The sequence below is a fragment of the Nonomuraea sp. JJY05 genome, from assembly GCF_043496855.1.
In the GTDB taxonomy this organism is placed as follows: domain Bacteria; phylum Actinomycetota; class Actinomycetes; order Streptosporangiales; family Streptosporangiaceae; genus Nonomuraea.
Genome location: NZ_JBIEIS010000010.1, coordinates 75,260 through 101,582 on the forward strand (window position 1 = coordinate 75,260; position 26,323 = coordinate 101,582).

Annotated in this window: 28 protein-coding genes; 18 read left to right on the forward strand and 10 right to left on the reverse strand. The window is 71.9% G+C overall.

Annotated elements, in window-relative coordinates; all coding sequences use genetic code 11:
• The first annotated feature begins 296 nt into the window (after positions 1-296).
• The 4 genes from ACFKCF_RS17180 to ACFKCF_RS17195 all read left to right on the forward strand — a co-directional run bounded on the left by ACFKCF_RS17180 (position 297) and on the right by ACFKCF_RS17195 (position 5,014).
• Positions 297-1,619 (forward strand): MFS transporter, encoded by a 1,323-nt coding sequence (locus ACFKCF_RS17180; protein WP_394494651.1) that lies wholly within the window; start codon positions 297-299, stop codon positions 1,617-1,619.
• Between the two features lie 65 nt (positions 1,620-1,684).
• On the forward strand, positions 1,685-1,900 hold the full coding sequence (locus tag ACFKCF_RS17185; protein WP_394494653.1) for a heavy-metal-associated domain-containing protein: 216 nt from the start codon (positions 1,685-1,687) through the stop codon (positions 1,898-1,900).
• Positions 1,897-2,796, forward strand: coding sequence for a hypothetical protein (locus tag ACFKCF_RS17190; protein WP_394494655.1), 900 nt, complete (start codon positions 1,897-1,899; stop codon positions 2,794-2,796). Before ACFKCF_RS17185 ends, ACFKCF_RS17190 begins: the two co-directional genes overlap by 4 nt.
• A 19-nt stretch (positions 2,797-2,815) precedes the next feature.
• On the forward strand, positions 2,816-5,014 hold the full coding sequence (locus ACFKCF_RS17195) for a heavy metal translocating P-type ATPase (protein WP_394494657.1): 2,199 nt from the start codon (positions 2,816-2,818) through the stop codon (positions 5,012-5,014).
• Here the strand turns inward: ACFKCF_RS17195 and ACFKCF_RS17200 are convergent.
• Entirely contained in the window at positions 4,964-6,160 is a 1,197-nt protein-coding gene (locus tag ACFKCF_RS17200) for an MFS transporter (protein ID WP_394494659.1), read from the reverse strand. The genes ACFKCF_RS17195 and ACFKCF_RS17200 overlap by 51 nt on opposite strands.
• A 67-nt stretch (positions 6,161-6,227) precedes the next feature.
• On the opposite strand from ACFKCF_RS17200, the gene ACFKCF_RS17205 reads away from it, so the two are divergent.
• The gene (locus tag ACFKCF_RS17205) at positions 6,228-7,619 is read left to right on the forward strand and encodes a PLP-dependent aminotransferase family protein (RefSeq protein WP_394494661.1); all 1,392 of its coding nucleotides are present in this window, start codon (positions 6,228-6,230) and stop codon (positions 7,617-7,619) included.
• Here the strand turns inward: ACFKCF_RS17205 and ACFKCF_RS17210 are convergent.
• Positions 7,575-8,093, reverse strand: coding sequence for a universal stress protein (locus ACFKCF_RS17210; RefSeq protein WP_394494663.1), 519 nt, complete (start codon positions 8,091-8,093; stop codon positions 7,575-7,577). The two genes, ACFKCF_RS17205 and ACFKCF_RS17210, sit on opposite strands and share 45 nt — an antisense overlap.
• 125 nt (positions 8,094-8,218) lie before the next feature.
• Between ACFKCF_RS17210 and ACFKCF_RS17215 the strand changes: the two genes are divergently transcribed.
• From ACFKCF_RS17215 to ACFKCF_RS17225, 3 genes are read left to right on the forward strand one after another with little or no spacing between them, the layout of a single operon-like run.
• Positions 8,219-11,401, forward strand: a complete 3,183-nt coding sequence (locus tag ACFKCF_RS17215; RefSeq protein ID WP_394494665.1) for a BTAD domain-containing putative transcriptional regulator — start codon at positions 8,219-8,221, stop codon at positions 11,399-11,401.
• Positions 11,402-11,436: 35 nt separating this feature from the next.
• Positions 11,437-11,598: a hypothetical protein gene (locus tag ACFKCF_RS17220; protein WP_364843858.1), complete on the forward strand. Its 162-nt coding sequence runs from the start codon at positions 11,437-11,439 to the stop codon at positions 11,596-11,598.
• Between the two features lie 48 nt (positions 11,599-11,646).
• Positions 11,647-14,223, forward strand: coding sequence for a LuxR C-terminal-related transcriptional regulator (locus tag ACFKCF_RS17225; protein WP_394494667.1), 2,577 nt, complete (start codon positions 11,647-11,649; stop codon positions 14,221-14,223).
• Here ACFKCF_RS17225 and ACFKCF_RS17230 read toward each other — a convergent pair.
• Positions 14,220-14,930 carry a hypothetical protein gene (locus ACFKCF_RS17230; RefSeq protein WP_394494668.1) on the reverse strand — a complete coding sequence of 237 codons (711 nt, stop codon included), beginning with the start codon at positions 14,928-14,930 and terminating at the stop codon, positions 14,220-14,222. The genes ACFKCF_RS17225 and ACFKCF_RS17230 overlap by 4 nt on opposite strands.
• Before the next feature lie 87 nt (positions 14,931-15,017).
• Entirely contained in the window at positions 15,018-15,887 is an 870-nt protein-coding gene (locus ACFKCF_RS17235; protein ID WP_394494670.1) for a hypothetical protein, read from the reverse strand.
• Positions 15,888-16,080: 193 nt separating this feature from the next.
• Between ACFKCF_RS17235 and ACFKCF_RS17240 the strand changes: the two genes are divergently transcribed.
• Together ACFKCF_RS17240 and ACFKCF_RS17245 are read left to right on the forward strand one after the other, a co-directional pair.
• On the forward strand, positions 16,081-16,668 hold the full coding sequence (locus ACFKCF_RS17240; RefSeq protein ID WP_394494672.1) for a cadmium resistance transporter: 588 nt from the start codon (positions 16,081-16,083) through the stop codon (positions 16,666-16,668).
• A gap of 64 nt (positions 16,669-16,732) precedes the next feature.
• Positions 16,733-17,167 carry a protein phosphatase gene (locus tag ACFKCF_RS17245; RefSeq protein WP_394494674.1) on the forward strand — a complete coding sequence of 145 codons (435 nt, stop codon included), beginning with the start codon at positions 16,733-16,735 and terminating at the stop codon, positions 17,165-17,167.
• Here the strand turns inward: ACFKCF_RS17245 and ACFKCF_RS17250 are convergent.
• The 5 genes from ACFKCF_RS17250 to ACFKCF_RS17270 all read right to left on the reverse strand — a co-directional run bounded on the left by ACFKCF_RS17250 (position 17,150) and on the right by ACFKCF_RS17270 (position 20,020).
• Positions 17,150-17,416: a hypothetical protein gene (locus tag ACFKCF_RS17250; RefSeq protein ID WP_394494675.1), complete on the reverse strand. Its 267-nt coding sequence runs from the start codon at positions 17,414-17,416 to the stop codon at positions 17,150-17,152. The two genes, ACFKCF_RS17245 and ACFKCF_RS17250, sit on opposite strands and share 18 nt — an antisense overlap.
• Positions 17,416-17,766, reverse strand: a complete 351-nt coding sequence (locus tag ACFKCF_RS17255; protein WP_394494677.1) for an ArsR/SmtB family transcription factor — start codon at positions 17,764-17,766, stop codon at positions 17,416-17,418. Before ACFKCF_RS17255 ends, ACFKCF_RS17250 begins: the two co-directional genes overlap by 1 nt.
• A gap of 46 nt (positions 17,767-17,812) precedes the next feature.
• On the reverse strand, positions 17,813-19,156 hold the full coding sequence (locus ACFKCF_RS17260) for a hypothetical protein (RefSeq protein WP_394494679.1): 1,344 nt from the start codon (positions 19,154-19,156) through the stop codon (positions 17,813-17,815).
• Between the two features lie 73 nt (positions 19,157-19,229).
• Entirely contained in the window at positions 19,230-19,625 is a 396-nt protein-coding gene (locus ACFKCF_RS17265) for a hypothetical protein (protein ID WP_394494680.1), read from the reverse strand.
• Positions 19,626-19,627: 2 nt separating this feature from the next.
• Positions 19,628-20,020 carry a hypothetical protein gene (locus ACFKCF_RS17270; RefSeq protein WP_394494682.1) on the reverse strand — a complete coding sequence of 131 codons (393 nt, stop codon included), beginning with the start codon at positions 20,018-20,020 and terminating at the stop codon, positions 19,628-19,630.
• Between the two features lie 83 nt (positions 20,021-20,103).
• Here ACFKCF_RS17270 and ACFKCF_RS17275 point away from each other — a divergent pair, with 83 nt between their 5' ends.
• The 8 genes from ACFKCF_RS17275 to ACFKCF_RS17310 all read left to right on the forward strand — a co-directional run bounded on the left by ACFKCF_RS17275 (position 20,104) and on the right by ACFKCF_RS17310 (position 25,947).
• Positions 20,104-20,904 carry an alpha/beta fold hydrolase gene (locus tag ACFKCF_RS17275; protein WP_394494683.1) on the forward strand — a complete coding sequence of 267 codons (801 nt, stop codon included), beginning with the start codon at positions 20,104-20,106 and terminating at the stop codon, positions 20,902-20,904.
• A gap of 47 nt (positions 20,905-20,951) precedes the next feature.
• Entirely contained in the window at positions 20,952-22,097 is a 1,146-nt protein-coding gene (locus ACFKCF_RS17280) for a sensor histidine kinase (protein WP_394494685.1), read from the forward strand.
• A complete protein-coding gene (locus tag ACFKCF_RS17285) occupies positions 22,088-22,726 on the forward strand; it encodes a response regulator (protein ID WP_394494687.1) in 639 nt (212 codons plus the stop codon). The genes ACFKCF_RS17280 and ACFKCF_RS17285 overlap by 10 nt, the downstream gene beginning before the upstream one ends.
• 27 nt (positions 22,727-22,753) lie before the next feature.
• The gene (locus ACFKCF_RS17290) at positions 22,754-23,548 is read left to right on the forward strand and encodes an MBL fold metallo-hydrolase (protein ID WP_394494688.1); all 795 of its coding nucleotides are present in this window, start codon (positions 22,754-22,756) and stop codon (positions 23,546-23,548) included.
• A gap of 35 nt (positions 23,549-23,583) precedes the next feature.
• Positions 23,584-24,156, forward strand: a complete 573-nt coding sequence (locus tag ACFKCF_RS17295) for a PadR family transcriptional regulator (protein ID WP_394494690.1) — start codon at positions 23,584-23,586, stop codon at positions 24,154-24,156.
• Between the two features lie 111 nt (positions 24,157-24,267).
• Entirely contained in the window at positions 24,268-24,645 is a 378-nt protein-coding gene (locus tag ACFKCF_RS17300; RefSeq protein ID WP_394494692.1) for an SgcJ/EcaC family oxidoreductase, read from the forward strand.
• On the forward strand, positions 24,642-24,977 hold the full coding sequence (locus ACFKCF_RS17305) for a hypothetical protein (RefSeq protein ID WP_394494693.1): 336 nt from the start codon (positions 24,642-24,644) through the stop codon (positions 24,975-24,977). Before ACFKCF_RS17300 ends, ACFKCF_RS17305 begins: the two co-directional genes overlap by 4 nt.
• 10 nt (positions 24,978-24,987) lie before the next feature.
• The gene (locus ACFKCF_RS17310; RefSeq protein ID WP_394494695.1) at positions 24,988-25,947 is read left to right on the forward strand and encodes a GNAT family N-acetyltransferase; all 960 of its coding nucleotides are present in this window, start codon (positions 24,988-24,990) and stop codon (positions 25,945-25,947) included.
• Here the strand turns inward: ACFKCF_RS17310 and ACFKCF_RS17315 are convergent.
• Positions 25,934-26,317, reverse strand: coding sequence for a Rieske (2Fe-2S) protein (locus ACFKCF_RS17315; protein WP_394494697.1), 384 nt, complete (start codon positions 26,315-26,317; stop codon positions 25,934-25,936). The two genes, ACFKCF_RS17310 and ACFKCF_RS17315, sit on opposite strands and share 14 nt — an antisense overlap.
• Between the last annotated feature and the right edge of the window lie 6 nt (positions 26,318-26,323).

Here is a 26,323-nt window from a genome sequence, read left to right on the forward strand (position 1 = left end):
GGGATGGCTGCGCTCCCTGTGTTGCGCACAGACCAGATGCGCGGAATGTGCGGAGAACGAGTGGTCAGCCCCAGGTGAGGCGCGTTAACCCCATCCCCCACGACATCTCGGATTCCTCTCCGTGTCCATCCCCCTCCACTCAGGGGGCCACCCGTCAGGCAACAGCTCGATCATGCCAAATATCGCGCCCGGGTGCGCATGACTTCGAACTGGACATACCCCTAGGGGGTGTGTTACGTTCCTGGCCGTTCCCAGGGATACCCCCTAGGGGTAGCAAGGAAGGAAGGGGTCACGTCATGGCTGACGAAAGACGCTGGTGGGCGCTCCTCGTGCTCGCGGCGGCACAGTTCATGGTGATCATGGATACCTCCATCATCGGCGTCGCGCTCCCCGACATGCAGCGCGACTTAGGCTTCTCCGACGGCGGACTGCAGTGGGTGTTCAACGCCTACGTGGTCGCCTTCGGCGGGCTGTTGCTGCTCGGCGGGCGGCTGGCCGACCTGTTCGGGGCACGCAGGGTGTTCGTCACGGGGTGGGCGGTCCTGATCGCCGGATCCGTGGTCGCCGCCGCGGCCACCACCGCCTGGGTCGAGGTGGCCGGGCGTGCCGTGCAGGGCATCGGCGGGGCGCTGATCGCGCCCGCCGCCATGGCGCTGCTCATGATGCTCTTCGGCCACAACGCCCGCGAACTGGGCAAGGCCATGGCACTGTACGGCGCCGCCGCCCCGGCGGGTGGCACCGCGGGCGTGTTCCTCGGTGGCGTGATCACCGAATATCTGAGCTGGCCCTGGGTCTTCATCATCTACGTCCCGATCGGCCTGGCCACCCTGGCGGCCACCGGGTTGCTGCCCGCCGTGCGCGGGAAGCGCGGATCCGTCGACCTCGTCGGCGCCGTGTCCGTCACCGCGGGCATCGCGCTCGTCGTGTACGCCATCGTCGCCGCGAACTGGCCGGCCGGACTCGGTGGCGCGGCGCTGCTCGCCCTGTTCCTGGTCGTGCAGCGTACGGTCAGAGAGCCGCTCATGCCCCTGGCCATCTGGCGCACGCCCGGCCTGGCCACCGCCAACCTGGCCATGGCCCTGCTCGGCGCGGCCTGGATCCCCATGTGGTACTTCCTCAACCTCTACCTGCAGCAGGTCCTCGGGTACGGCGCGTTCGCCAGCGGCGCGGCGCTGCTGCCGATGACCGTGGCGATCATGATCTTCATGATCGGCATCACCGCCAGGCTGCTGGGCAGGTTCGGGGCCAAGCCGCTCATCGTGGTCGGGCTGGCGGTGCTGGCGGCCGGGGTGGCCGCGCTCGGGTTCACCGGCGAGTTCGCCACGAACGTGCTCCCCGCGAGCCTGGTCGCGGCGGTCGGTATGTCCCTGGCGTACATCCCGGCAATGATGTCGGCCATGTCGGGCGCCCGTCCGGAGGAGGCCGGGCTCGCCTCGGGCATCGTCAACACGACCTACCAGGTCGGCTCCGCACTCGGCCTGGCCGTCATGACCGCGCTGGCCACCTCCCAGGAGCAGCTCGGCTTCCAGGTCGCCTTCACGGGCGCCGCGGTGGTGGCCGTCCTGGGCGCGGCGCTCACGGCCGCTCTCATGCGCAGGCCGGCCGTACCTGTCAGCTGAAGCTTCAAAAACCCTTCTAGATACCCTAGGGGGGTAGGGTGTTAGACTGTAAAAGAGGAGACGTCATGAGCATCGCCGCCACTTACAGCGTCAAGGGCATGACCTGTGGCCACTGCGTGAGCTCGGTGAAGGAAGAGGTCAGCGGGGTCGCCGGGGTCACCTCCGTGGAGGTGGATCTGGCCGGCGGCCTGCTGACGATCGAAAGCGAAGGCCCGGTGGACCAGGCGGAGATCGCCGCCGCGGTCGAGGAGGCCGGATACGAGCTGGCGGGCCGGGCATGAACGCCGCCGCCAAGCTCGGCGCCTACGTCCTGGGGCTGACCGTCGTTTTCGGCGGCGCCCTGGGCGTGGGCCAGGTGGCCGGCCCGACGGCGGCCCCGGCGCAGGTCGAGGACCACGCCGCGATGGCCCCGGAAGGCAACCACGAACAGACGAAGGTCGATACCCCTAGGGGGCTTCAAGTGTCCGAGAACGGCTACACCCTGAACCCGTTGACCACCGCGAAGGCCGGCGAGCCGACCGATTTCCGCTTCACGGTGACGGGCCCCGACGGCAAGCCGGTGACCGATTACCAGGTTCAGCACGACAAGAAGCTGCATTTCATCGTGGTGCCGCGGGATCTGGCGAGCTTCCAGCACCTGCACCCGGTCCAGGACGGGGACGGGGTGTGGTCGGTGCGGCTGACGCTGGCGAATCCGGGCGCGTACCGGGCGTTCGCGGACTTCGCCCCTGTGGGTGGCGGTAGCCTGACGCTGGGTGCGGATCTGCTGGTGGCGGGGGATTACGCGCCACAGCCCCTTGCCCAGGTGACTCGTACGGCGACGGTGGACGGGTACACAGTGTCCCTGCAGGGCGACCTGGTGCCGGGGCAGGCGAGCAAGCTGACGCTGAGCGTGAGCAAGGACGGCGAACCGGTGACCGATCTCCAGCCGTATCTGGGGGCGTACGGGCATCTGGTGGCGTTGCGGGCCGGTGACCTGGCCTACCTGCACGTGCACCCGGAGGAGAGCGTCAAGGCGGGGCCGGAGATCACCTTCTACGCCGAAGTGCCCAGCGGCGGTGATTACCGGTTGTTCCTGGACTTCCAGCATGACGGCAAGGTCCGTACCGCGGACTTCACCGCCCGGGCGACCGGCGCCGGGCAGGCCCACCCGGGCACCAGCGGTCACGGGCACTGAATCAGGAAAAGGAGGGGTGATGACTTCCCTGGCCCAGGACAGATCCGTCGAGCTGTCGATCGGTGGCATGACGTGCGCGTCGTGCGCCAACCGGATCGAGCGCAAGCTGAACAAACTCGAGGGCGTGAGCGCGACCGTGAACTACGCGACGGAGAAGGCGAAGGTCACCTTCCCCGAAGGCGTGGACCCGAAGGACCTGATCAGCGAGGTGGAGAAGGCGGGCTACTCCGCCGCGCTGCCGGCTCCCCCGGCCCGCAGCGAGGCGCCCCCGGACGAGTTGCGGCCGCTGCGCCAGCGCCTGATCACCGCGGTGGTGCTGAGTGTGCCGGTGGTGGCGATGGCGATGGTGCCGGTGTTGCAGTTCACGAACTGGCAGTGGTTGTCGCTGGTGCTGGCGGCGCCGGTGGTGGTGTACGCGGGCTGGCCGTTCCACAAGGCGGCCTGGACCAACCTGCGGCACGGCGCGGCGACGATGGACACGCTGATCTCGGTCGGTACGCTGGCGGCTTTCGGCTGGTCGGTGTGGGCGTTGTTCTTCGGCAGCGCGGGCACGCCGGGGATGACGCATCCGTTCGTCTTCACGATCGAGCGCAGTGACGGGTCGGGCAACATCTATCTGGAGACCGCGGCGGCGGTGACGGCGTTCATTCTGGCCGGCCGGTATTTCGAGTCCCGTTCCAAGCGGCGGGCGGGGGCGGCGTTGCGGGCGTTGCTGGAGCTGGGTGCCAAGGAGGTGGAGCTGGCCGATGGCCGGCGTGTCCCCACCGGGCAGCTCGAGGTGGGTGACACGTTCGTGGTGCGGCCTGGTGAGAAGATCGCCACCGACGGCGTGATCGTCGAAGGTAGCTCGGCGGTGGACGCCTCGATGCTGACCGGGGAGTCGGTGCCGGTGGAGGTGCGGCCGGGGGACGCGGTGACCGGGGCGACGGTGAACGCGGGTGGCCGGTTGGTCGTCCGGGCCATCCGGGTGGGCGCGGATACGCAGCTGGCGCAGATGGCCAGGCTGGTGGAGGAGGCGCAGACCGGCAAGGCGGCGGTGCAGCGGCTGGCCGACCGGATTTCGGGGATCTTCGTGCCGATCGTGATCGCGCTCGCGGTCGGGACGCTGGGGTTCTGGCTGGGCAGTGGGGACGGGGTGGCGGCGGCGTTCACGGCGGCGGTGGCGGTGTTGATCATCGCGTGCCCGTGCGCGTTGGGGCTGGCCACGCCGACCGCGTTGCTGGTGGGTACCGGGCGGGGCGCCCAGCTGGGCATTTTGATCAAGGGTCCGGAGGTGCTGGAGTCCACGCGTAAGGTCGACACCGTGGTGCTGGACAAGACCGGCACGGTCACCGAGGGCAAGATGACGCTGGTGGCGGTGCATCTGGCCGAGGGGGAGACCCGTGAGGAGGTCCTCGCGCTGGCGGGTGCGCTGGAGCATGCCTCGGAGCACCCGATCGCCCAGGCCGTCGCCCGCGCGGCCCGGTCGGAGGCGAGCGTGGAGGATTTCGCCAACGTCGAGGGGCTGGGCGTGCAGGGGATCGTGGACGGTCACGCGGTGCTGGTCGGCCGCCCTCAGCTGCTGGCGGAGTGGTCGCAGCACCTGCCGGACAGCCTTCGAGATGCGCTGGAAACCGAGCAGGCCAAGGGCCGGACGGCGGTGGCGGTCGGCTGGGATGGCAAGGCGCGGGCCGTCCTGGTGGTGGCCGATGTCATCAAGGCCACCAGCAAGGAGGCGATCGAGCAGCTGCGGGGGCTCGGTCTGCGGCCGGTGCTGTTGACCGGGGACAACGAGGCGGTGGCCCGGACGGTGGCGGCCGAGGTGGGCATCGATGAGGTGATCGCCGAGGTGTTGCCCGCCGACAAGGTCGAGGTGGTCAAGAGGCTGCAGGCCGGGGGTCGGGTGGTGGCCATGGTGGGTGACGGGGTCAACGACGCCGCCGCGCTGGCGCAGGCTGATCTGGGGTTGGCGATGGGTACCGGTACGGACGCGGCGATCGAGGCTTCGGATCTGACGTTGGTGCGGGGTGATCTGCGGGTGGCCGCTGACGCGCTGCGGCTGTCGCGCCGCACGCTGAAGACCATCAAGGGGAATCTGTTCTGGGCGTTCGCCTACAACGTGGCCGCGTTGCCGCTGGCCGCGCTGGGGTTGCTCAACCCGATGATCGCGGGTGCGGCGATGGCGTTCTCAAGCGTGTTCGTGGTGAGCAACAGCCTGCGGCTGCGCCGCTTCAAGTGAGCGCTGCCCCCATCTGACGGCCGGCGCCATCGCGGCGCCGGCCACCGCGAACGCCGCGCCGAGCAGCAGCCAGCCGAGCGTGCCGCCGCCGAGCACCAGCGTGGTGAGCACGACGGGCCCGAGCATCCTGGCCACGGCCACGCCGGTGCCGAAGAAGCCCTGGTACTGGCCCTGCCTGTGGTCGGGGGCGAGCCCGAAGCTGATCTCCCAGGACCCGGAGGCCAGCAGCATCTCGCTGAGGACCTGCAGGCCGGCCGCCACGAGCAGGAACAGCCACCCGTACGGGCTCAGCGCGAACACCGCGCATGCCGCGAACATCACCAGGCCCGCGTAGCGCACCGCCCGGGCGGCGGACGGCAGCCCCTTCACGCGCCGGGCCACCCGCACCTGGAAGAGCAGCACGGCGACGGTGTTGAGCAGCAGCAGGACCGAGACCATCCAGGTGGGCGCACTCGTACGTGAGGCGATCCAGAGCGGCACGACCAGGCTGAGCAGCGGCATGTAGAAGAGCATCACCGCGTTGATCAGCGTGATCAACGCGTACGGCCGGTCTCTGAGCACCGCCAGCCGGGGGCCGGGCGCGGCCGGCGGGACCCGTACGGGAGGCAGCTTGAGCAGCAGCCCGGCGGCGATCAGGAAGCTCAGGGCGTCCAGCGCCAACACCGCCAGATAAGCCGGCCGCGTGCCGAGGTGCAGGGCGAGCCCGCCCAGGGCGGCGCCGACGGCCAGGCCGCCGTTGAGCGTGGACTGCAGGACCGCCCGCACGACCGTGCGCTCCGCGGGGGCGATCAGCCCGGCGAGCAGGGCCTGGCGAGCGGCCGACAGGCCCGTCTGCGCCGTCCCGTACAGGCACGCCACCAGCACGAAGAGTGCGAACGAGCGGACGAAGAGGAACGAGGCGACCGCCGCGGCGGTCGTGAGCGCGAGCAGGACCGCGACGCCGCGCGGCCCGCGCCGGTCGGCCAGGTGGCCGAGCGGCACGCCGGCCACCATGCCGACGGCCCAGCCGAGCGTGAGGCCGAGGCCGATCTCGGTGGCCGACAGGCCGACGATCCTGGCGAAGTAGAACGCTGAGGTGACGAGGTAGACGCCGTCGCCGATGGAGTTCGCGAGCTGGGCCTGAGCCAGGGTGCGCCGGGGTGCCATACCCTCATCTTCGAGCCCCCAATGTCCTGATATAAGCTCCAATTTCCGGCAAAGTGATTGGGCCAAGTTGGACGTTCACATCAGCCTTGAAGGCCGTGGTGACCTGGCCGCACAGGTCTACCGGCAACTGCTCGACGCCATCCTCGACGGACGGCTCAGATCGGGCGAGCGGCTGCCCCCGACCAGGGAGCTGGCACGCAGGCTGGAGATCTCCAGGAACACGGTCGCCGTGGCCTACGACCGCCTGGTCTCCGACGGCTTCCTGGTGGGGCGGGCGGGGGCGGGCACCTTCGTGTCGGGGGCGCCGGTGCGCGGCAGGGCGGCCCCGAAGGGCGTGGTGCGGCCGAGGGCGTTCTGGCAGGGGATCGAGGCCCCGCAGGCCATGCGGGGCGCCCGGTACGACTTCCGCGTCGGCATGCCGGACCCGTGCCTGTTCCCCATGGAGGCGTGGCGCCGGCTGGTGGCTCGCGAGCTGCGGGTGAGCGCCGCCGGGTACAGCAGTCCATCCGGATACGAGCCGCTGAGAGAGGCTATTTCACGTCATATAGGAATCAGCCGCTCGGTCCACGCCGGCCCCGACGACGTGCTGATCACGAACGGCGCCCAGCAGGCGCTCGACCTCATCGGCCGCGTCCTGATCGAGCCGGGCGCCTGCGTGGCCGTCGAGGAGCCCGGCTATCCGCCCGCCCGCCTGCTGTTCCGCTCGCTCGGCGCCCGCGTGGCCGGGGTGCCGGTGGACGCGGAGGGCATCGACGTCTCGGCCATCCCCGGCGCCGCCCGCGTCGTGTACGTCACCCCGTCGCACCAGTTCCCCCTCGGCACGCCCATGTCGCTGGCCCGCCGCGCCGCCCTGCTGGCCTGGGCCGAGCGCCGCAGGGCGGTGGTGATCGAGGACGACTACGACAGCGAGTTCCGCTTCGGCGAGCGCCCGCTCGAACCCCTCCAGAGCCTCGACCGCGCCGGCCGCGTCATCTACGTGGGCTCCTTCTCCAAGACCCTGCTCCCCATGCTCAGGCTCGGCTTCCTCGTCGCCCCGGCCTCGCTGGCCCCGGCGCTGCGCGCCGCCAAGCAGCTGTCCGACTGGCACAGCGACGTGCCCGCGCAGGCCGCTCTTGCCCGCTTCATCGACGAGGGGCTCCTGTCCAGGCACATCAGGAAGGCGACCCGCGAGTACGCCGCCAGGCACGCCATGATCGCCGAAACGCTGGCGGGCGACGAGCGGCTGCGAGTGGTCCCGTCCACCGCGGGCCTGCACCTGTGTGCCCGGCTCGCCCCGGATGTAGAGGTACGTGCCGTGCCGGATCTGGCCGTGGAGCCGCTGGAGGCATACTGCGGTGAGACCCCGGCCCAGCCCGGCGTGGTCCTCGGCTACGGCGGCATCACCAGGGACGACATCCCCGAGGGGCTGCGCCGCCTAAGGATGGCGACGGCTCCAGAACCGGCGGGCCCGCTCCCCTGACAGCTCGGGGTCGTCGGGCGGCGCCGGCTGCTGCACGATCACGACCGTGGTCCGCGCGTGGCGGGCGCAGTACATGCTGGTCGAGGGCAGGAAGATGCGGCTGAGCAGCCCGCGCCGGCTCCGCCCCAGCACCAGCAGGTCGCCCTCGCGGGCCAGGTCGACGAGGTGGTAGCCGGGATCACCGACCCGGCCGATCACCGCCGTCCTGATGTCGTCGGGCACGCCGCCCGCGACGTCGTCGAACACGCCGGCGATCACCTCGCCGCAGCGCGCCTCCTCGCCGGCTCGGAGCGCGTGCTGGACGGGCAGAGCCTCGGGGAATGGGTGGACGGGCGCGCGACTGACGTGTACGGCGATCAGGGCCATCCGGTGCAGCCTGGCCGCACCGATGGCCCAGGCAAGCGCCCAGCGCGAGGCCGGGGACTCGTCCACCCCCACGATCAGCCTCGCACCGCCGGGCAGTTCCTGTTCCACGGTGCCTCCTGTCAAGAAGTACGACCATAGTGCGCCCGCCGGTCTGTTACCGGGAGGTGGCACTTTTCGAACTATGGAGTCCCTCGCGAACCCCGGCGTAGCATGCGGGGGTGGAACGAGGGTGGGTGCGACCCCGTCCCGCCCTCGACCGGCGGCTGGACGGGGCGCTGACGTACAGGCTCACCTCGCTCGTCGCAACTACAGGCTACGGGAAGTCCACTGCTCTGGCGGGCTGGAGCCAGGCCGTCGGCGCGGTGCTGCACCGGCTCGGGCCCGCTGATCGTGATCTTCCCACGCTGGCGGGAGCGGTGGCATCGGCTCTGTCGGAGCGGGTGGCCGGGCTGCCCGCCGACCTGGTGACCGCCGCGGACGCGCCGCTCGGTCCGGACGCCGACGAGCTGTCCAGGGCCGCGGCGCTGGCGGGCGCGCTGGCCGAGGCGTTGGCCAGGCGGCTGCGGCGCGGCCTCGCGCTGGTCTTCGACGGCATCGACGCCATCGCGGGCGCCCCGGGCTCCGTGCGTTACGTGGAGACGCTGGTCCGCGTCGCCCCCAGGCACCTGCACCTGGTCACCGCGTCGCGGGCGCCGCTGCCGTTCCCGACCGCCCGGCTGCGCCAGGATCACGAGGTGCTCGACCTCGACGCGACCGATCTCGCCCTCACCCAAGACGAGACGGCCGCCTGGGCGCGCGACCGGCTGGGCGAGCAGGGTGCGGCCGTCGCCGCCACGCTCCACGACGCCTGCGGCGGCTGGCCCGCCGCCGTGCAGGCGGCGCTCGACGCGCTGGCCCGCGAGGACCCGTCCGGCTGGCCGCGCACGGCCGCCGGCCTGGCCGCCAACTCCGCCACGCTCGAACGCCTCACGCTGGCCGCGTTCAAGGACCTCCCGCCGGCGATGCGCGAGCTGCTGCGTGCCGCCACCGTCCTGCCCGTGCTGACCGCCGGGCTGGCCGCCACGCTCGGCGCGCCGCCCGACACGCTCGACTCGCTCACCAGCCGCGGCCTCTTCCTCGAGGCTGGTCAGGACGGTCACCGCCTGACCCTGACCAGCCGCCACGTGCTGGCCAAGCACGCGCCGCTCGACCGGCACGAGGCCCACGACGTGGCGGCGGTCGCGTCCCGCTGGTACGTCGAGCACGACCAGCCGGAGCTGGCCCTGCGCGCCGCCGTCGCGACCGAGCACCGGGTCCTGGCGGCCGCGCTCCTCGACTCGTACGGCCTGCGCCTGGCCGAGCGCGGGGACGTGGTCGCGGCGCTGGAGCTGCTGCCCGAGCCAGCCAGGAACGCGCCCACCATGATCAAGCTGGCCGGCGTCGCCGAGCAGAACCGCGGCCACTGGACCCGCGCCCGCGACCTGCTCGCCCAGGCGGCCGAGGGCCCGGCGTTCGACGCGTTCGTGGCCAGGCGGCTCGGCCTCATCGACCACCTGCGCGGCGACCTCGACGCGGCCCTGGCCGTGTACGCCAGGGGACACGAGTACGGCCTGCCGCCCGCCGACGCCGCCATGTGCGCCGCGTCCACGGCGTCGGTGCTCTGGCTGAAGGGCGACCGGGCGGGCTGCGCCGAGCTCGCCGACAAGGCGCTCGAGCAGGCCAGCAGCCTGGGCGACCCGAGCGCGCTGGCCATGGCCAACACGGTCCTGGCCATGCTCGCCGCGCTCGACGGCGACCGCCGCGCCAACGACGCCCACTACCTGCGCGCCCTGGAGTACGCGGAACGCGCGGGCGACATCGTGCAGCTCATCCGCATTCACGCCAACCGGGCCTCCCGCCACGTGGACGAGGGCGCCTACGCCGAGGCGCTGTCCGAGACGGAGATCGGGGGCCGGCTGTCCGACCTGGTGTCGTTCGCTCCCTACGCCGCCCTCAACGTCTCCAACCGCGCCAAGGCCCTGATCGGGCTCGGCCGCCTGGAGGAGGCGGCCACCGAGGCCGCCGACGCGGTGGCCAGATGGGAGGCGATGGGCTCCCGCCTGGTCAGCACCGGCCTGAACCGGCTCGCCGAGATCAACGTCCTGCGCGGCGACCGCAGGACGGCGGCGGCGATCTACCGGCGGATCATCGCCGACTCGGCGCCGTCGGGCGAGGTGCAGTCGCTGTCCAACGCGCTCAACGGCCTGGCCGAGCTGCTGGCCGACGACGATCCGGCCGAAGCCGCGCGCGTCGCCGAGCAGGCGCTCGAACACACCGAAGGCATCGCGGGGGTGACCGCCAGGGTCGTGGCCGCCCGCGTGGCGCTGGCGGGCGGGCGGCACGGCGACGCCAGGGCGCTGCTCGACGAGACCGAACCCGTCGCGGTGAGCCGCAGGGACCACGCCGCGCAGGCCGCCATCGCCGAGCTGCGGGCCGAGCTGGACGGCGACACGCGGCGGGCCGACGAGGCCGTGCGCACGTGGACGATGCTCGGCGACCCCGTGGGGCAGGCCAGGGCCGAGCTGGTCAGGGCGGCCCTGGCCGACCCGGCGACCGGCGGCGAGCTGGCGGCCGGGGTGCGCGAGCGCATGCACGCCATCGGCTGCCGGGCGCTCGACGGCCGGATCGACGCGCTGATCGCCCGCGCCGCTCCCGCGCCGGGCGCGAGGGTGATCGTCGAGACCATGGGAACGTTCCGGGTGCTGCGGGGCGGCGTGCCGGTCCCGCGTACGGCCTGGCAGTCGCGCAAGGCGCGTGACCTGCTGAAGATCCTGGTCAGCCGGAGGGGGAGCGGGATCGGCAGGGAGCGGCTGGTCGAGATCCTCTGGCCGGACCAGGAGGGCGAAGCGGTCGGGCTGCGCCGGCTGAACGTCATGGTGTCCACGCTGCGCGCGGTGCTGGATCCGGCGCACGAAAGGCCGGCGGACGAGATCGTGGTGTCGGACGAGGGCGCGTTACGGCTTGACCTGTCCAATGTCGACGTCGATGTCGAGAAATTTCTGGATCTGGTGGCTCAGGCCGTACGGCTGGATCAGGCGGGGCGTACGGCCGAGGCGCTGGAGTGGTGGGCGGCGGCCGAGAGCGCGTACGGCGGGGAGTTCTGCGAGGAGGACCCCTACGCGGACTGGGCCGTGGGGCTGCGCGAGCAGGCCCGGCTGGCCTACACGCAGGCGGCGGCCAGGCTCGCGGCGGCGCGGGCGGGCGAGCGGCGCTACGACGAGTCCGCCCGCTACTGGCTGCGGCTGCTGGAGCGCGACCGCTACGACGAGCGCGCCCACCTGGGCCTGGTGCGGGTGCTCGACCTGGCCGGCCGCCGCGGCGACGCCCGCAGGCGCTACCACCTCTACGCCGAACGCATGCGCGAGCTGGAGGTCGAGCCCGCCCCGTACCCCACCTGAACCAGACCTGAACCGCCCGGCGAGATGGTTTCCAGATGAGAACGGTCATCGTCCGGCTGGTCGAGCCCGAGCAATCCGGCGGCCAGCTCCGCGGGCTGCTCGAAGAGGTGGGAGGGGAGCCGGTGCCGTTCAGCGGCACGGAAGCGCTCCTCGATCTCCTCCGTTCCGCCGCCGGGCTGAGCACCAACCCCACTTGAACCTCGCGCGAACCTCCGTGACGACGATGGGTGTCGAGAGGAGGCGCGATGAGCGAGCAGGGGAGCTGTTGGCCGTTCGTCGGGCGAGGGGGGCCGCTCACGACCGTGCGGGCGGCGCTGCGGTCGGGAGCGGGCGTGATGATCGCCGGTGAGGCCGGGGTCGGGAAGAGCAGGCTGGCGGCGGAGACGCTGGCCGGGTTACCGGGGTATGCGGTGGTGCGCGCGCTCGGCACGGAGACCGCGTCGATGATGCCGTTCGGGGCGTTCGCGCACGTGCTGACGGGGCCGCCCGAGGGCGGGGAGAACCTGCTGCGCTGGGCCGCCCGCCACCTGCGCGACCGCGCGGCGCGCGGCGAGCTGCTGGTCAGCGTGGACGACGCGCACCGGCTGGACCCCGCCTCGGCGGCGCTGGTGCACTACCTGGCGGACAGCGGCGCGGCGCGCGTCCTGGTGACGGTGCGGTCCGGGGAGCCGCAGCCGGCGCCGGTGGCCGCGCTGTGGAAGGACGAGCTGCTCGACCGGATCGAGCTGCCGCCGCTGACGAGGGCCGAGGTCGGGCAGGTGCTCGCGGGCGCGCTCGGCGGCGAGGTGGCCGCGGAGACCGTACGGCACCTCGCGCGGGTCAGCGAGGGGAACGTGCTCTACCTGCGCGAGGTCGTGCAGGCGGGGCGCAACGCAGGCTGCCTGGCCGAGCGGGACGGGCAGTGGCGCTGGCGGGGCGAGCTGTCCATGACGACCAGGCTGCGCGAGCTGGTGGGCGACCGGATCGGCCACCTCGACGAGGACGAGCGCGAGGTGCTGGAGCTGGTGGCGTTCGGGGAGCCGCTGGGCACGGAGCTGCTGGTGTCGCTGACCTCGGCCCGGGCGGTCGAGCGGGTCGAGGACCGCGGCCTGGTCGTGGCCGTCAGCGAGGGCAGGCGCGAGCAGCTGCGGCTCGGCCACCCCCTCTACGGCGAGGTCGTCCGCGGCGGCTGCGGCACGCTGCGGACGCGGCGGCGGCTGCGGATGCTGGCCGACGCGCTGGAGGCCAGCGGGCTGCGGCGGCGCGAGGACGAGCTGCGCGCGGCCGTGTGGCGGCTGGACTCCGGCTCGGTCACGGCCCCCGGGATGCTGGTGTCGGCCGCCCGGCTGGCCTGGGGCAGGCAGGACCCCCACCTGGCCGAACGCCTGGCCAAGGCCGCGATCGACGCGGGTGGGGGCGTGGCCGCGGTCGCGGTGCTCGGCGAGGTGCTCATGGTGCTGGGCGACGCGGACGCGGCGCTGGCGGCGCTGCGGCGGGCGGCGCGCGACGCGGTCACCGAGGCCGATCGCGCCCAGCACTCCTTCAGCCTCGGGATCAACCTGGCGTGGGCGGGCGCGGACGCCGAGGCGTGCGAGGTGCTCGACCTGGCCGCCGCGACGCTGACCGAGCCGGCCTGGCTGCAGGAGGCGCACGTCTACCGCGCCGTGACGGACTGCTTCGCCGGGCGGCTGACCGGGGCGGCCCGCTCGCTGGCGCGCTCCCGTACGTACGGGCCGATGTCTCCCCGCGCCGACGCGCACGCGGCGGCTATGGAGGCGTGGGTCGCGGCGTACGCGGGGCGTACCGGGGAGAGCCTCGCCATCGCCGCGCGCACGCTGGAGAGCGTGGACAGCTGGCGGGACGAGGCGCCGCACGCGCTGCCGAGTTTCCTGGACGCGATGTGCGCCGCCCAGACGTTCGCGGGCCTGCTGGAGGCGGCGGATCGTTCGGCCGAGCAGGGGATGGAGCTGCCGGCCGCCGAGCTGTCGGTGTCGGGCTTCGCGGCGTACCGGGCGATGGTCGGCCGGCTGCGCGGGGACGTCGCGGGGGCGCTGCGCTGGTGCCGCGACGACCTGGCCAGGATGCCCGGGCGGGAGCCCTACCTGGGGCGGGTGCTGGCCGAGCAGGCGCACGCGCTGGCGCTGCTGGGCCGTACGGAACAGGCTCGGGAGGCCCTGGCGGAGGCCGGCGCGACGGCGTCCAGGTGGGCCTTCACCAGGCAGCACGTGCTGCAGGCCGAGGTGTGGGTGGCGGCTTCCGGCGGCGAGCTCGACGAGGCGGTACGGCTGTGCCTCGCGGCGGCCGACCACGCCGAACGGCACGAGCTGCACGCCGGCCTGATGTTCGCGCTGCACGACCTGGTACGGCTCGGCGCCCCGGACCAGTTCGCGAGACTGGCCGGGCGGGTGGACGGCCCCCTGGCCGGGCTCCTGGCCAGGCACGCCCACGCGATCGGCGACCCGGACGAGCTCCGGGCGGTGGCCGGGGAGTTCGAACGGCTCGGGATGCTCCTGTACGCGGCCGAGGCCACGGCCCAGGAGGCGGCGGCGCACCGGGACGCGGGCCGCGGCAGCCTGGCCAAGGGCGCGCAGACCAGGGCGTGGGCGCTGGCCAGGCGCTGCCCCGGCGTGTCGACCCCGGCCCTGGTGGAGCTGGCCACGCCCGAGCTGACGCCACGGCAGCGGGAGATCCTCCAGCTCGCGGCCGCCGGGCTGACGAACCGGCAGATCGCCGACCGGCTCACGCTGTCCACGCGGACGGCCGCCAATCACCTGCAGGCCGCCTACGACAAGCTCGGCGTGAACGACCGCACCCAGGTGGGCCGCCTGCTGGCGGCGCTTTAGATCAGTTTCAGCAGGCCGTCGTACAGCGCCTGCCGCTCGTCCTCGGCCAGGACCTGGTACGGCAGCGCGGCCCGCAGGTTGGTCTCCGCCTCGATCCGCGCGCGGACGGGCCCGTCCCGCAGGCCGACGATCTCGGCCGCGGCCAGGCCCTCCGCCTGCCAGGCCCGGGCGTGGGCGTCCGCCCGGTGGTAGCGCAGGACGGCGAGCCGGTTGAACAGGAGCAGGCCCGGCCCGCTCCCCTCGGGCTCGTAGGGGGGTGCGACGAGTTCCAGGGCGCCGCCCGGCAGCCGCTCGGCCCGGTCGAGCACGCTGCCGGCCAGGTGGGTCAGCCGGGGCAGGTCCTGCCCTGCCCAGACCCGCTCGGCCGTGGCGCCGTGCGCCTCGTACAGCTGCCGGATGAACGCCAGGCCCGAGGCCGTCGCCCTCAGCGCCCCGCCGCCGTCCTCGGCCAGGGTGCCCTCGCTCAGGTGCTCCCGGATCCCGGCCTCTCGCTCGGCCGCGTCGCGGTAGCGGTAGATCGCCGCCAGGCCGGCTCGGGTCAGCGGGCGCAGCGGCAGCACGAACCTCAGGTCGTACAGCAGCCCCGCGCTCACGCCGGCGGTCTCGGCCAGTGCGGTGATCGCTCTGCGGGCGGAGGCGTGCACGTTGACCTGGGCCGCGTCGATGACGGGCGCGATCGCCGCCGCATACTCAGATATTTCCCGCATTTCCGGCATCGGCCGCCATTATGCCCGCGTTCCGGCGATCAGACGGGTGTTCGCTGATCGCCGGTGCACGGCACCACGACCCGGGTCTTAGCCCTTGCTCCAGATCGCCGCGATGGTGCTGCCCTCGGTGTCCAGGACCTCGGGCCGGTAGCCCAGCGCCTTCAGCTCGGTGGCCTTGAGCGTGTAGGTCAGCTTGGACAGGTTCAGGTACTCCTTCAGGCCGGTCGAGCTGCCCTTGCTCCACACGGTGGTGTAGAGCTTGCCGGGCTCGACGGACATGAGGACGGGACGCAGCCCCTCCTTGGCCTTGGCCAGGAGCTCCTTGCCGCGCTGCTCGACCGTCTGGCCGGTGGTCACCTGGACGGTTCCCGCCGCGGCCCCGGCGACCCAGACGGCCGCGTAGAGGGGCTTCTCGACCGTGCCGTACACGTCCAGCGACGCGACGCGGAAGCCCGCGGTCGAGAGCTGGGCGTTGACGGACGCGAAGACGTCCTTGGTCATGTTGAGCTTGGACTGGACCTTCTCCGTGGTCTTCTCGAAGACCGCCGCGAAGATGGCGCCGGTGCCCGTGCCCGTGCCCGTGATCATGGTCGGCTGGAGGCCGTTCTTCGCCTGCTCGGTGATGCGCGTCGGCAGGTCGGTCGCCGACAGGCCCTGCAGGACACTCACCTTGCGGGTGGCGTCCTTGATCCAGACGGACGTGTACTGGGGGTTGGCGGCGTTGGTCACGCTCAACGCCTCGGGAACGTAGCCGGTGCCGAGCAGCTGCTTGACCTTCTTGAGCTGCTCGGCCGGGTTGAGGCTATCGAGGGAGAGCCAGTCCAGGCCGGGAATGCTCTGGACGCTCTTGGTGGTCTCGGTGGACTGCTGGGCGCTCGCCGGGGTCGCGATGGCCAGCAGGGGAGCGACTGTCGCCGCCACAGCCGCAGTGATGGCGACGGTCCTCGGGGTCCTCATGATCCTCCTCGGGTAAAGGGTGTCCGTTTCTGGACAGTGAGTGACCATAACAAAGGATGAGCGAGAGTTCACCAGGTGTGACCACATACGCCGCAATCTGCGTCAGAAAGCTGGAGGCCCAGGTGTCAGGGCGCCTGTCAACTTGGGGACGGCCGGTGGGACGCCCTTGTGCAGGTCCAGTACGGTGCCACGCATGAATGCGGGCATCTTCGGGCAAGCCGCCGGCCTGTTCGCCGTCACCAACATCGACGACATCGTCATCCTGGCGCTCTTCTTCGCCCAGGGGGCCGGGCACCTGCGGATCGTCCTCGGGCAGTACATCGGCTTCGCCGGGATCCTCGTGGTCGCCGTCGCGGCCGCCTTCGGGGCCACGTTCCTGCCCGAGTCCGCCGTCCCGTACCTCGGTCTGCTCCCCCTCGCCCTGGGCCTCAAGGCGGCCTGGCAGGTGTGGCGCGACCGCGACGGCGGCGATGACGACGACCCGCCCGCGCGGGGCGGCGGGCCGAAGGCGCTGGAGGTCGCCGCGGTCACCTTCGCCAACGGCGGCGACAACATCGGGGTCTACGTCCCCGTCTTCGCCACCTCCGGCACCTCGGGCATGACCGTGTACGTGGTCGTCTTCCTGATCCTGGTCGCCGTCTGGTGCCTGGCCGGGAGGTTCTTCGCCACCCGCCCGCTGGTCGCCAAGGCGCTCAGCCGATGGGGGCACATCCTGCTGCCCCTCGTCCTGATCGGGCTCGGCGTGGTCATCCTCGTGGAGGGCGGCGCCTTCGGCCTCTGAGAGGCGAGTCCGCCGAGAGCTGAAGATCGCGATCTCCGGCGGCCCTCGCGGCTACGCTCGCACCATGGCAGAGACCTGGGACCCCACGGCGGCGGGTGTGCTGCGGCTGCCCTCGGGCCGGCTCGTCCGCGGCCGAGGGCTGCGGCATCCGCTCCCCGAGGGCCCGCTCCCCACGTTCGCCCTCTACCTGCTGGGCCGCCGGCCCCCGGCCGTCGACTGGGAGCACCGGTGGGTGCGCTGGCCCGACTTCTGGCTGCCGTCCGACCGGGGCGCGGCCGCCGACGCGTTCCGCGAGGCGTGGGCGCGCGCCGAGTCGGAGCGCGTGGAGGTGGCGTGCGGTGGCGGCCGGGGCCGCACCGGCACGGCCCTGGCCTGCCTGGCCGTGCTCGACGGGGTGCCCGGCGACCGGGCCGTCGCCTACGTACGCGAGCACTACGACTCGCACGCCGTCGAGACCCCCTGGCAACGCCGCTTCGTCGCCCTATTCGACCGTTCTTAGGATCTGCTCGATCGACGTGGCGCGGGCGCGCAGCTCGGCGAGGTCGGCGGCCATCCGCTGCTGGGCGTCCATGGTGTTCTCGGCGAGTTGCTCATACCGGCGCACGAGCTGCCGCAGGTCGTCCGCCTGATGGGCGTCGAGCTTGGCCTTGCGCATCTCGAACATCCCCACGGCGAAAAGGGCGATCAGGAAGCCGACCACGAGCAGCACCCCTAAGGAGAAGATCGCCGCGGGCCAAGAATCGATCATCAGGAGTGCTCCTTGGGTCCTGGACCCTTCCCCGGGTCCGGCCTGGTGAGTGTCCTGGCCGCCTCGGCCAGCGACGACGCGGTCAGGTGCAGGCTGAAGTCGGTGACTTCGTAGTACTTCATGGCCTTGCCGTCGTCGGACAGCTCCAGCGTGCCGACGATCAGCCCGGCCGCTTCGAGCCGTTGCAGGTGCATGTGGAGGAGCGGGCGACTCACCCCGATCTCGCGGGCCAGGTGGCTGACGTAGTCACGCCCGTCGGCCAGCACCGCCATGATGCGCAGCCGCAGCGGGTTGGCCAGCGCCGCGAAGATCTCGACCAGGTCGTCACCTGTCGGCTCCGGCACTGTCATGGCTTCCCGTCACGTGTAATAATTTCCTTACACGTGACCCTAGCACTCAGGTGGTGGTCCGGGAAAGCTCAGGGCCGGGCGTCCCCGCGTGCTCCTGCCGGGACGGTGACCGGGCGCCGAGGGCCAGTCCCACGGCCAGGCAGACGAGCGGGATCGCCGGGATCACGTACCGCACGTCGTAGGCCGCCAGGAACGGCGGCGAGGCGACCAGTGCGAGCGCCGTGACCCCGGGCAGCAGCGCGTCCCACCGCCGCCGCACCAGCGCCGTCGCCAGCGCCCCGACCAGGGCCAGCATGAGCAGCGGGAAGGGCACGTACCCGAACCGCTGGTACGCCCGCAACCATCCCGCGAACGGCTCCACGACCCGGGTGGCGGCCGGTCCGGCCTCGTACGACTCGGCGATGCCCCGTACCGACTCGCTCAGCGGCCGCTCGGCGGCGGGGAACTTGTACGGCGTCTTCTCGTCCACGGCCGTACGCTCCCAGCGCAGCAGCTGCGTGAGATCGGTCGCGACCGCCGCGACGTACTCGCCGGGCTGCGCGAGGATGGCCGCCCTGGCGAACTCCCCGGCGAGCTGGTTGCGATTGGCCGTCCCCGGCACCTTGAGCAGGGGGGAGAAGCTCTCCCACAGCCAGTACGGCGGGTACGGGCGCTGCTCCACCGGCATGTTCGGGCAGAGCACGGCCAGCCGCTCCGAAGGCTTGATCACCGAGCAGTCGGCGAAGCTCATGGTCCTGGACCACAGGAAGTTCCCGTCCGCCTCGGTCAGCGCGAACTTCCCCTTCTCCACCTTCGCCCAGGTGGCGTACGCGCCCAGCGGGATCGCGCCCGCCACCAGCAGCGCCACGAGCGGGCGCCAGCCGTACCGCCTGATCAGCAGGTACGCGGCCGTGAGGATCAGCAGCGGCAGGCCGACCGTCCTGGTGATCCCGGCCAGGCCGAGCAGCAGGCCGCCGACGGCGGCCGTGGCGGGGGTGACGCGCCAGACCACGAGCAGGATCGCGACCGTGACCAGCACGACGAAGACCGCGTCCGCCATGATCATGTGTTCGAGCAGCACCAGGAACTCGTCGTACAGCAGCGGGGTGACCAGCAGCGCGGCTCCCCAGCCCGGCAGGCCGCGCCGCCTGAGCAGCGCGTACACCGCCACGGCCAGCGCCAGCATCAGCAGGTGCTGCAGGACCGTCACCAGCGTGAGGCTGTGCGCGGGGCGCAGCAGCGCCAGCAGCAGCGAGTATCCGGAGGGCCTGGTGGTGCCGGGGGTCAGCTCCTCGCGCAGGAAGGCGAACGAGTCGCCGTAGAAGAGGATCGACGGCGGATATCCGAGCACGGCGAGCGCCCGCAGCGCTATCGCGGGCAGCAGGGCGATGACCAGGGCGCGATGTGCCAAGGTGGATCCGCTTCCTCGTGTGTCCGGGCCCCCACAATAGTGGGTGAACCGGACATCAGCCTGGCCCGAGAGGTCAGTTCTGCTCAGGCAGCGGATCGACGAGGATCGCCGGGTCCAGATTGCGCAGGACGCCGGGGCGGTCGGTCAGGATCGGCCACTGGGTGGTCCGCGCGCATAAAATCACGTGGCCCGCGGTGACGTCGCTCGATCCGTCGAGGATCTCGGCGATGTCGGGGACCTTTCCCGCGGTGAGGTCGTCGACCTGGACGGCGGAGCTGCTGATCAAATCGAAGAGTTCGACCTTGGTGGCGAGCGGGACGATCGAATAGACGAGGGTGAGTGCGGTCGCGGGAATGCACAGACCGCCGCCCCGATAAAGGCACAGCGCCGCGATGCTGCGAGAATGATTCGTTTTCGCGACCGCTATGTCGACGAGCGCTCCCACATCGAGAACGCGCCCAGGAAGCATGGTCAGTCCTCTTGATTCCGATGCAGGCCGAGCCTGAGCATCACATCGTCCGAAATCCGGTCCACCTGAAGGGCGTCGGCCGCTCTGTCGAGGTCGTCGCACTGCAGGTTCCAGCGCTGGATCAAGATGGTCGCGTGCGTCATGTTGCCCACTTCGCGCTCCACCGCCGCGCGAATCACATCGGAAATCATACGGCCATCGGAGCGCGCTTTTTGATGAACCGCATCAAGTGTCGCCTTGTCTAAATTTACGATGATTGATGCTGTTTCCCCGGATTGTGTCTTGGGTTCGGCGGAAAGGCGGGGAGTCGACATCGGCCATGACGGTGGCGCGGGGGTGTCAGGGGTATTGTCGTTGTCCGCGGAATTCCGCCGTGATGGAATGGGGATCGCCATACGCACGACGGTAGTCCCATAACGCCGCCGCCGATAGTCACCCATCGAGATCGGGTGGTCACAAGGGCCTCCGGAGGAGTCACATGTACCGCGTCACGGCGAAAGACGGCACGTCCATCGCGTTCGACCGCCTGGGCGTCGGCCCCGCGATCGTCCTGGTCGGCGGCGCCGCGGTCGACCGCTCGGCGAACGCGCAGCTCGCGCGCGAGCTGGCGGAGCGGTTCACCGTCTACAACTACGACCGGCGCGGCCGGGGCGAGAGCGAGGACACCCTTCCGTACGAGGTCGAACGCGAGATCGAGGACATCGCCGCGCTCATCGCCGAGGCGGGCGGGGCGGCGCACCTGTTCGGGATCTCGTCGGGCGGCGCGCTCGCGCTCGAAGCCGCCGCGACGGGGTTGCCGATCGCGAGGCTGGCCGTGTACGAGGTCCCCTACGACATGGCGCCGGACGGGCCGCGGCGCTCGCGGGAGTACGCCGACCGGCTGCGCGCGCTGCTGGCCGAGGGCCGCCGCGGCGACGCGTTCGCGCTGTTCATGGTGACGGCGGGCGCCACCGAGGAGATGGTGGAGCAGGCCCGCGACTCGCCCATGTGGCCGGGCCTGGAAGCCATCGCGCCCACGCTCGCGTACGACGCCGCCTGCCTGGGCGACGGCCGCCCGCCCGCCGACCGCCTGGCCGGCATCGCCTGCCCCACGCTGGTGGCCACGGGCGGCGCCGGCGCCGACTCGTTCGTGGGCGGGGGCGGCGGGTTCTTCGCCCGGGCCGCCGACGCGATCGCGGAGCTCGTCCCGGGCGCCGTGCGGGAGGTCATCGAGGGCCAGACGCACATGGTGGACCCGAAGGCGCTGGCCCCGGTGCTCACCCGCTTCCTCGGACAGTAGACCCAGCACTACTGCTCAGCCCGCCAACCGGCGGATAGCGTCAGAAAGTGCTCAACCGGACCGCGCTGGAGGCGCTCACCCAGCGGCCGCTGCCTTTCCTGGGCTCCGCGTGGCCCTGGCGGTGCGCGGCGTACCTGCTGGCCAGTGCCGGCCCCGGCGTGGCCGTCGGGGCCGCGGTGTTCGCCACGATCCCGCTCGGCGTGGTCGCGGCCCCGGTCGTGCTGGCGCTGTGCCTGCCCCTCGTCGCCTGGTTCGAGCGGCGCAGGCTGCGGCTGGTGGACGGCGTGCCGCTGCCCGAGGTGCCCGGCGGGCGCGGGCGGGAGGCCGGGCTGGCCGTCATCACGGTGCTCGCGCTGTGGTGGATCGACCTGATCATGCTGGGGTTCACGGTGGGCGGGCCGGTGGTCCTGATGCTGTCGCCGGTCGTGCAGCCCGAGGCGGAGCCCGGGGTCGCCGTCGTGGGCTCGGTGGCGGGCGTGCTGCTGCTGCCCGTCGCCGCGTACACGATCACCGCCTGGGGCGGCGCCCGAGGCGCGATGGTACGCGCGATGCTCGCGCCGCAGGACTCCGAGCTGAACGAGGTGCTGCGGTCGCGGGCGCGGCTGGTGGACGCGTTCGAGATGGAGCGCCGCAGGATCGAAAGAGATCTGCACGACGGCGCGCAGCAGCGGCTGGTCTCCCTGGCGATGGCGCTCGGCATGGCGCGGCTGGACCTGCCGCACGACTCGCCCGCGGGCCGGATGGTCGGGCAGGCCCACGAGGAGGCCAAGCGGGCGCTCGCCGAGCTGCGCGAGCTGATCAGGGGAGTGCACTCGCAGGTGCTCACCGACCGCGGGCTGGGTGCGGCGGTCCGCGACGTCGCCGGGCGCTCGCCCGTGCCGGTGGACGTGGACGTGGAGCCGGTCGGACGGTTGCCCGCGGCCGTGGAGGTGACCGCGTACTACGTGGTCAGCGAGGCTCTCGCGAACCTGGCCAAGCACAGCCGGGCCACCACGGGCGCCGTCACCGGGCGGGTCGAGGGCGGCACGCTGGTCGTGGAGGTGCGCGACGACGGCGTGGGCGGGGCCGACCCGGCCAAGGGCACCGGGCTGACCGGGCTGGCCGACCGGCTGGCCGTGGTGGGCGGGAGACTGTCCCTGTCCAGCCCGATGGGCGGTCCGACCCTGGTGAGAGTGGAGATACCGTGCGCGTAGTGATCGCCGAGGACGCCGTCCTGCTCCGGGAGGGCCTGGTCGGGCTGCTCGAACGCTTCGGCCACACCGTGGCCGCCGCGGTCGGCGACGCGCCCGCCCTGCTCGCCGCCGTCGCCGAGCACCGCCCCGACGCCGTGGTGACCGACGTGCGGATGCCGCCCGGCTTCGCCGACGAGGGGCTGCGGGCGGCGCTGGAGCTGCGCGGGCGGCATCCGGACCTGGCCGTCCTGGTGCTCAGCCAGTACGTCGAGCAGACCTACGCCGCCGAGCTGCTGGAGCCGGGCGCCGGCGCCGGGATCGGCTACCTGCTGAAGGACCGCATCGGCGACGTACGCGAGTTCGTCGACGCGCTCGACCGGGTGGCCGCCGGGGGCACGGTCGTGGACCCGGAGGTGGTCCGCCAGCTGCTGAGGCGGCGGCGCGACCCCCTGGCCCGGCTCACCCCGCGCGAGCAGGAGGTGCTCGCCTTGATCGCCGAGGGGCGGACGAACGCGTCGATCGCCAAGGAGCTGTTCGTCACCGAGGCGGCCGTGGCCAAGCACATCGCGAACATCTTCGCCAAGCTCGACCTCCCGCCCGCCGCGGACGGGCACAGAAGGGTGCTGGCAGTGCTCGAATACCTCAAATGACGCGGCTTAAAAGTAGGGTTCGTTGGCATGAACGAGCAGTGGCAGGAGGTCGGCGACCGGGTCTATGTCCGGCGCCACAAGTCGTACGACATGAACGTGGGTCTGGTCGTGGGCGACGGGCACTGCCTGGTCCTCGACACGCGCAGCTCGCACCGGGAGGCCGCTGACCTGGTCGAGGCGGTCAGGAGCATCACCGCCGGCCCGTGGACGGTCGTCAACAGCCATTCCCACTTCGACCACTACTTCGGCAACGCGATCTTCCGCCCGGCCGAGATCTGGGGTCACGTCAGGTGCGCCGAGGAGATCGAGCAGTACGGCGCGCAGCAGCGCGCCGTGATGATCGAGGGGCGGCCCGAGCGGCGTGAGGAGTTCGAGGAGGTCGCGATCGTGCCGCCGGACCACACGTTCACGAGCGCGGCCAGCCTCGACATCGGCGGCCGGATCGTGCACCTGCAGCATTTCGGGCTCGGGCACAGCAGCAACGACGTGGTCGTGCACGTGCCGGACGCGGGCGTGGTGTTCGCGGGCGACCTGGTGGAGGAGGGGGCGCCGCCGGCGTTCAGCGACTCGTACCCGCTCGACTGGCCGCTCACCATGGCGGCGATGCTGGACGAGCTGACCGACCAGGTGATCGTGCCGGGGCACGGCGCGGTCGTGGACCGGGCGTACGCGCAGGCGCAGCAGGCCGAGCTGGCCCTCGTGGCGGAGCTGGCCAGGCGGGCCCACGTGGAGGGCCTGCGTGACCTGATCAAGCTCTTCCCCTATCCGGAGGACGTGGCCAGGGAGGCGATCGACAGGGCCTTTCTCCAGCTGGATGTCTGAGCTATATTGCAAGTTGCAATATAGCGGGAGGCATCATGGCGCAACGCCACAGCTTGGTCGGCGTGACCGTGCTGGCCCTGCTCACGGTGCGCCCGAGCCACCCGTACGAGCTGCACCGGTTCATCATCGACACGCACAAGGACTACATCACCGGCCTGCCGCGCAGCCTCTACCACGCGGTGGAGCGGCTGGCCAAGGACGAGCTGATCGTCCCCTCGAAGACCGACCGCGAGGGCCGCAGGCCCGAGCGCACGGTCTACGAGATCACCGACGAGGGTCGCAAGGAGCTGGTCACCCGGCTGCGGCAGCTCCTGGAGAAACCCGACCCCGACCGGCGAGCCTTCGTCGCGGCCGTCTCGCTCATGGGCTGCATGCCGCTGCCCGAGGCGCAGCGGGCGCTGCGCGGGCGCGCGGCCACGATCGAGGGTGCCCTCGCCGGAATGGAGGCCCACCTGCGAGCCATGGCCGACAGCGGCCTGCCCGCGATCCTCATGCTGGAGGTGGAGTGCGAGCAGGCGCTCTACACCGCCGAGCTCGGCTGGATCAAGGGGCTGCTCGACCGGCTCGACAGGGGAGAGCTCGACTGGCAGACCACAGTCGAGATGTGAGAAGGCCGCCGAGGTGCGCCAACACCCCGGCGGCCGGAAATCCGAACAAGGCGCCTGCCCTGCCCGAACTCGCATTCACAGGATAGGCGCCGCGACAGAGGGAGCAGTGCCATGTCCACAGAGATCGTTCGGCTGCTCGTGCGGATCGCGGAGACCTGGAACTCCGGGGACGCAGAGGGTTACGCCGGGCTCTTCACCGAGGACGCCGACTACATCACGTTCTTCGGACAGCACCTTGAGGGCCGGCAGGCCATCGAGGAGGCCCACCGCGAGCTGTTCAGGCTCGACATCAAGCTCGAAGGGGGCGGTGTCGAGCCGCTGATCAAGCCGCTCACCGACGACGTCGCGCTCGTGATCGTGGGCGGCGGCTCGTCCGTGAACGGCGCGGCCGACCCGAGCCGCCGGTCCGTCGTCACGCTGACCGCGCTGCGCACGCCCGAGGGCTGGCGTTTCGCCTCCTTCCAGAACACGAGGGTGAGCGCGCAGTGAGCAGGCGGCTCATCACCGAGGTCGCCGGAGTGATCGAGGCTCCGGTCGAGCGGGTGTGGCCGGAGCTCGTACGGGCCATCCCGAGGACGGAGCTGGGCGAGCACGTCCTGGCCTACCAGGGCGGCTGGTGGTACCGCGGCGAGTGGTCGGTCACCCCCGTCCCCGAGGGCACGCGCCTAATCCACCGCGTCTACAACGTGGCCGGCAACCACTGGGCCGTCGCCCTGGCCAACCGGCTGTTCATCGGGTTCCGCGAACGTACGCGCCGGTCGTTCGCCGAGGGCCTGGCCCACATGGGAAACCGGTTGGGGTGCTCCACCAGGCTCGCCTAGGCTGCCGGGCATGGAATGGGGACCGCTGACCGCGGATGACGCCGAGGCTCTGGCCGAGCTCTGGGCCGCCATGGAGGCCGAGGACACGACCGGTGAGGCCCACGGCGTCGAAGAGGCGGCGCAGCAACTCTCCAGCCATCTCATCGATCTGGCCACGGGCACGCTCGCGGCCAGGGACGGCGACCGGCTCGTGGCCTTCGGCTACCTCCCCGTCAGGCAGACCGCCGACGACCTGCACATGATGCGCCTGTCGGGCGGCGTGCACCCCGCCTACCGCAGGCAGGGGCTCGGCAGGCGCATCGTGGACTGGAGCATCCGGACGGCGCCGGGCGTGACCGAGCGGGCTCACCCCGGCGTCCCTCTGGAGCTCCACGTCGACGTCCTCGACGGCCGGCCCGACCTCGCCGCGCTGGTGGAGGGGGCCGGGTTCACGGCCGTACGGTGGTTCGCCCGCATGGAACGCAGCCTGTCGGGCGGCCTGCCCGCGGTGCGGCCGCCGGAGGGCGTCTCCATCGCCGCCTGGTCGCCCGAGCTCGACGAAGGCGCCCGCCAGGTGCGCAACGAGTCGTTCCGCGACCATTGGGGCAGCGTGCGGCACACGTCCGAGAGCTGGCGCGCCATGATCAGCGGCTCCAGGAACTTCCGTCCCGAGTCATCGTTCGTGGCCCTGGCCGGCGGCCGCCCGGTCGGGGTGCTGATCACGCACTTCTTCGAGGCCGGCTCCGCCCGGCGCGGCGAGCGCCAGGCGTGGATCCAGATCATCGGCACGCTGCGGGGGTGGCGCGGAAAGGGCGTGGCGAGCACGCTGATCGGGCACGCCCTTGCCACGTTCGGAGATCAGGGCTATGAGAGTGCCGGGCTCGGGGTGGACGCCGACAACCCCACGGGGGCCGTGAGCGTGTACGCCCGCGCCGGCTTCGAGATCACCAAGCGCAGCACCACCTACGCCTTGCCGATCAAGCCAGCCTGATCTTCCCCTTCGACACCTTGATCTTCTTGCCGGCGAGCGGCTTCTTGGCGGGGCCGTTCACCACCGCGCCCGTCGAGGCGCTGAACTTGCTGCCGTGGCACGGGCAGTTGATCGTGCCACGGCTGACGCTCGCCACGGTGCAGCCCTGGTGGGTGCACTTGGCGCTGAAGCACTTGTAGACGCCCTTCCTCGGCTGGGTGATCACGTACTTGCCCTGGACGATCTTCCCGCCCCCTACCGGGATGCTCTTGGTGGTGGCGAGGACGGGCTTGGCCGCCTCCGCTTCCGCCTCTGCCGGGCGCGGCCACAGGAACACGACTCCTGCGCCCACGGCGCTGCTTCTGGTGATCAATGCGCGGCGTGTGAGCATTGTTGC

Bases quoted from the DNA above. Each gene is read 5' to 3' on its own strand.
- ACFKCF_RS17195 (WP_394494657.1), top strand. From the start codon at position 2,816: ATGACTTCCCTGGCCCAGGACAGATCCGTCGAGCTGTCGATCGGTGGC.
- ACFKCF_RS17255 (WP_394494677.1), bottom strand. From the start codon at position 17,766: ATGACAGTGCCGGAGCCGACAGGTGACGACCTGGTCGAGATCTTCGCG.
- ACFKCF_RS17225 (WP_394494667.1), top strand. From the start codon at position 11,647: ATGAGCGAGCAGGGGAGCTGTTGGCCGTTCGTCGGGCGAGGGGGGCCG.
- ACFKCF_RS17180 (WP_394494651.1), top strand. From the start codon at position 297: ATGGCTGACGAAAGACGCTGGTGGGCGCTCCTCGTGCTCGCGGCGGCA.
- ACFKCF_RS17300 (WP_394494692.1), top strand. From the start codon at position 24,268: ATGTCCACAGAGATCGTTCGGCTGCTCGTGCGGATCGCGGAGACCTGG.
- ACFKCF_RS17240 (WP_394494672.1), top strand. From the start codon at position 16,081: ATGAATGCGGGCATCTTCGGGCAAGCCGCCGGCCTGTTCGCCGTCACC.
- ACFKCF_RS17290 (WP_394494688.1), top strand. From the start codon at position 22,754: ATGAACGAGCAGTGGCAGGAGGTCGGCGACCGGGTCTATGTCCGGCGC.
- ACFKCF_RS17275 (WP_394494683.1), top strand. From the start codon at position 20,104: ATGTACCGCGTCACGGCGAAAGACGGCACGTCCATCGCGTTCGACCGC.
- ACFKCF_RS17250 (WP_394494675.1), bottom strand. From the start codon at position 17,416: ATGATCGATTCTTGGCCCGCGGCGATCTTCTCCTTAGGGGTGCTGCTC.
- ACFKCF_RS17245 (WP_394494674.1), top strand. From the start codon at position 16,733: ATGGCAGAGACCTGGGACCCCACGGCGGCGGGTGTGCTGCGGCTGCCC.
- ACFKCF_RS17315 (WP_394494697.1), bottom strand. From the start codon at position 26,317: ATGCTCACACGCCGCGCATTGATCACCAGAAGCAGCGCCGTGGGCGCA.
- ACFKCF_RS17265 (WP_394494680.1), bottom strand. From the start codon at position 19,625: ATGCTTCCTGGGCGCGTTCTCGATGTGGGAGCGCTCGTCGACATAGCG.
- ACFKCF_RS17190 (WP_394494655.1), top strand. From the start codon at position 1,897: ATGAACGCCGCCGCCAAGCTCGGCGCCTACGTCCTGGGGCTGACCGTC.
- ACFKCF_RS17295 (WP_394494690.1), top strand. From the start codon at position 23,584: ATGGCGCAACGCCACAGCTTGGTCGGCGTGACCGTGCTGGCCCTGCTC.
- ACFKCF_RS17220 (WP_364843858.1), top strand. From the start codon at position 11,437: ATGAGAACGGTCATCGTCCGGCTGGTCGAGCCCGAGCAATCCGGCGGC.
- ACFKCF_RS17200 (WP_394494659.1), bottom strand. From the start codon at position 6,160: ATGGCACCCCGGCGCACCCTGGCTCAGGCCCAGCTCGCGAACTCCATC.
- ACFKCF_RS17270 (WP_394494682.1), bottom strand. From the start codon at position 20,020: ATGGCGATCCCCATTCCATCACGGCGGAATTCCGCGGACAACGACAAT.
- ACFKCF_RS17235 (WP_394494670.1), bottom strand. From the start codon at position 15,887: ATGAGGACCCCGAGGACCGTCGCCATCACTGCGGCTGTGGCGGCGACA.
- ACFKCF_RS17310 (WP_394494695.1), top strand. From the start codon at position 24,988: ATGGAATGGGGACCGCTGACCGCGGATGACGCCGAGGCTCTGGCCGAG.
- ACFKCF_RS17230 (WP_394494668.1), bottom strand. From the start codon at position 14,930: ATGCGGGAAATATCTGAGTATGCGGCGGCGATCGCGCCCGTCATCGAC.
- ACFKCF_RS17185 (WP_394494653.1), top strand. From the start codon at position 1,685: ATGAGCATCGCCGCCACTTACAGCGTCAAGGGCATGACCTGTGGCCAC.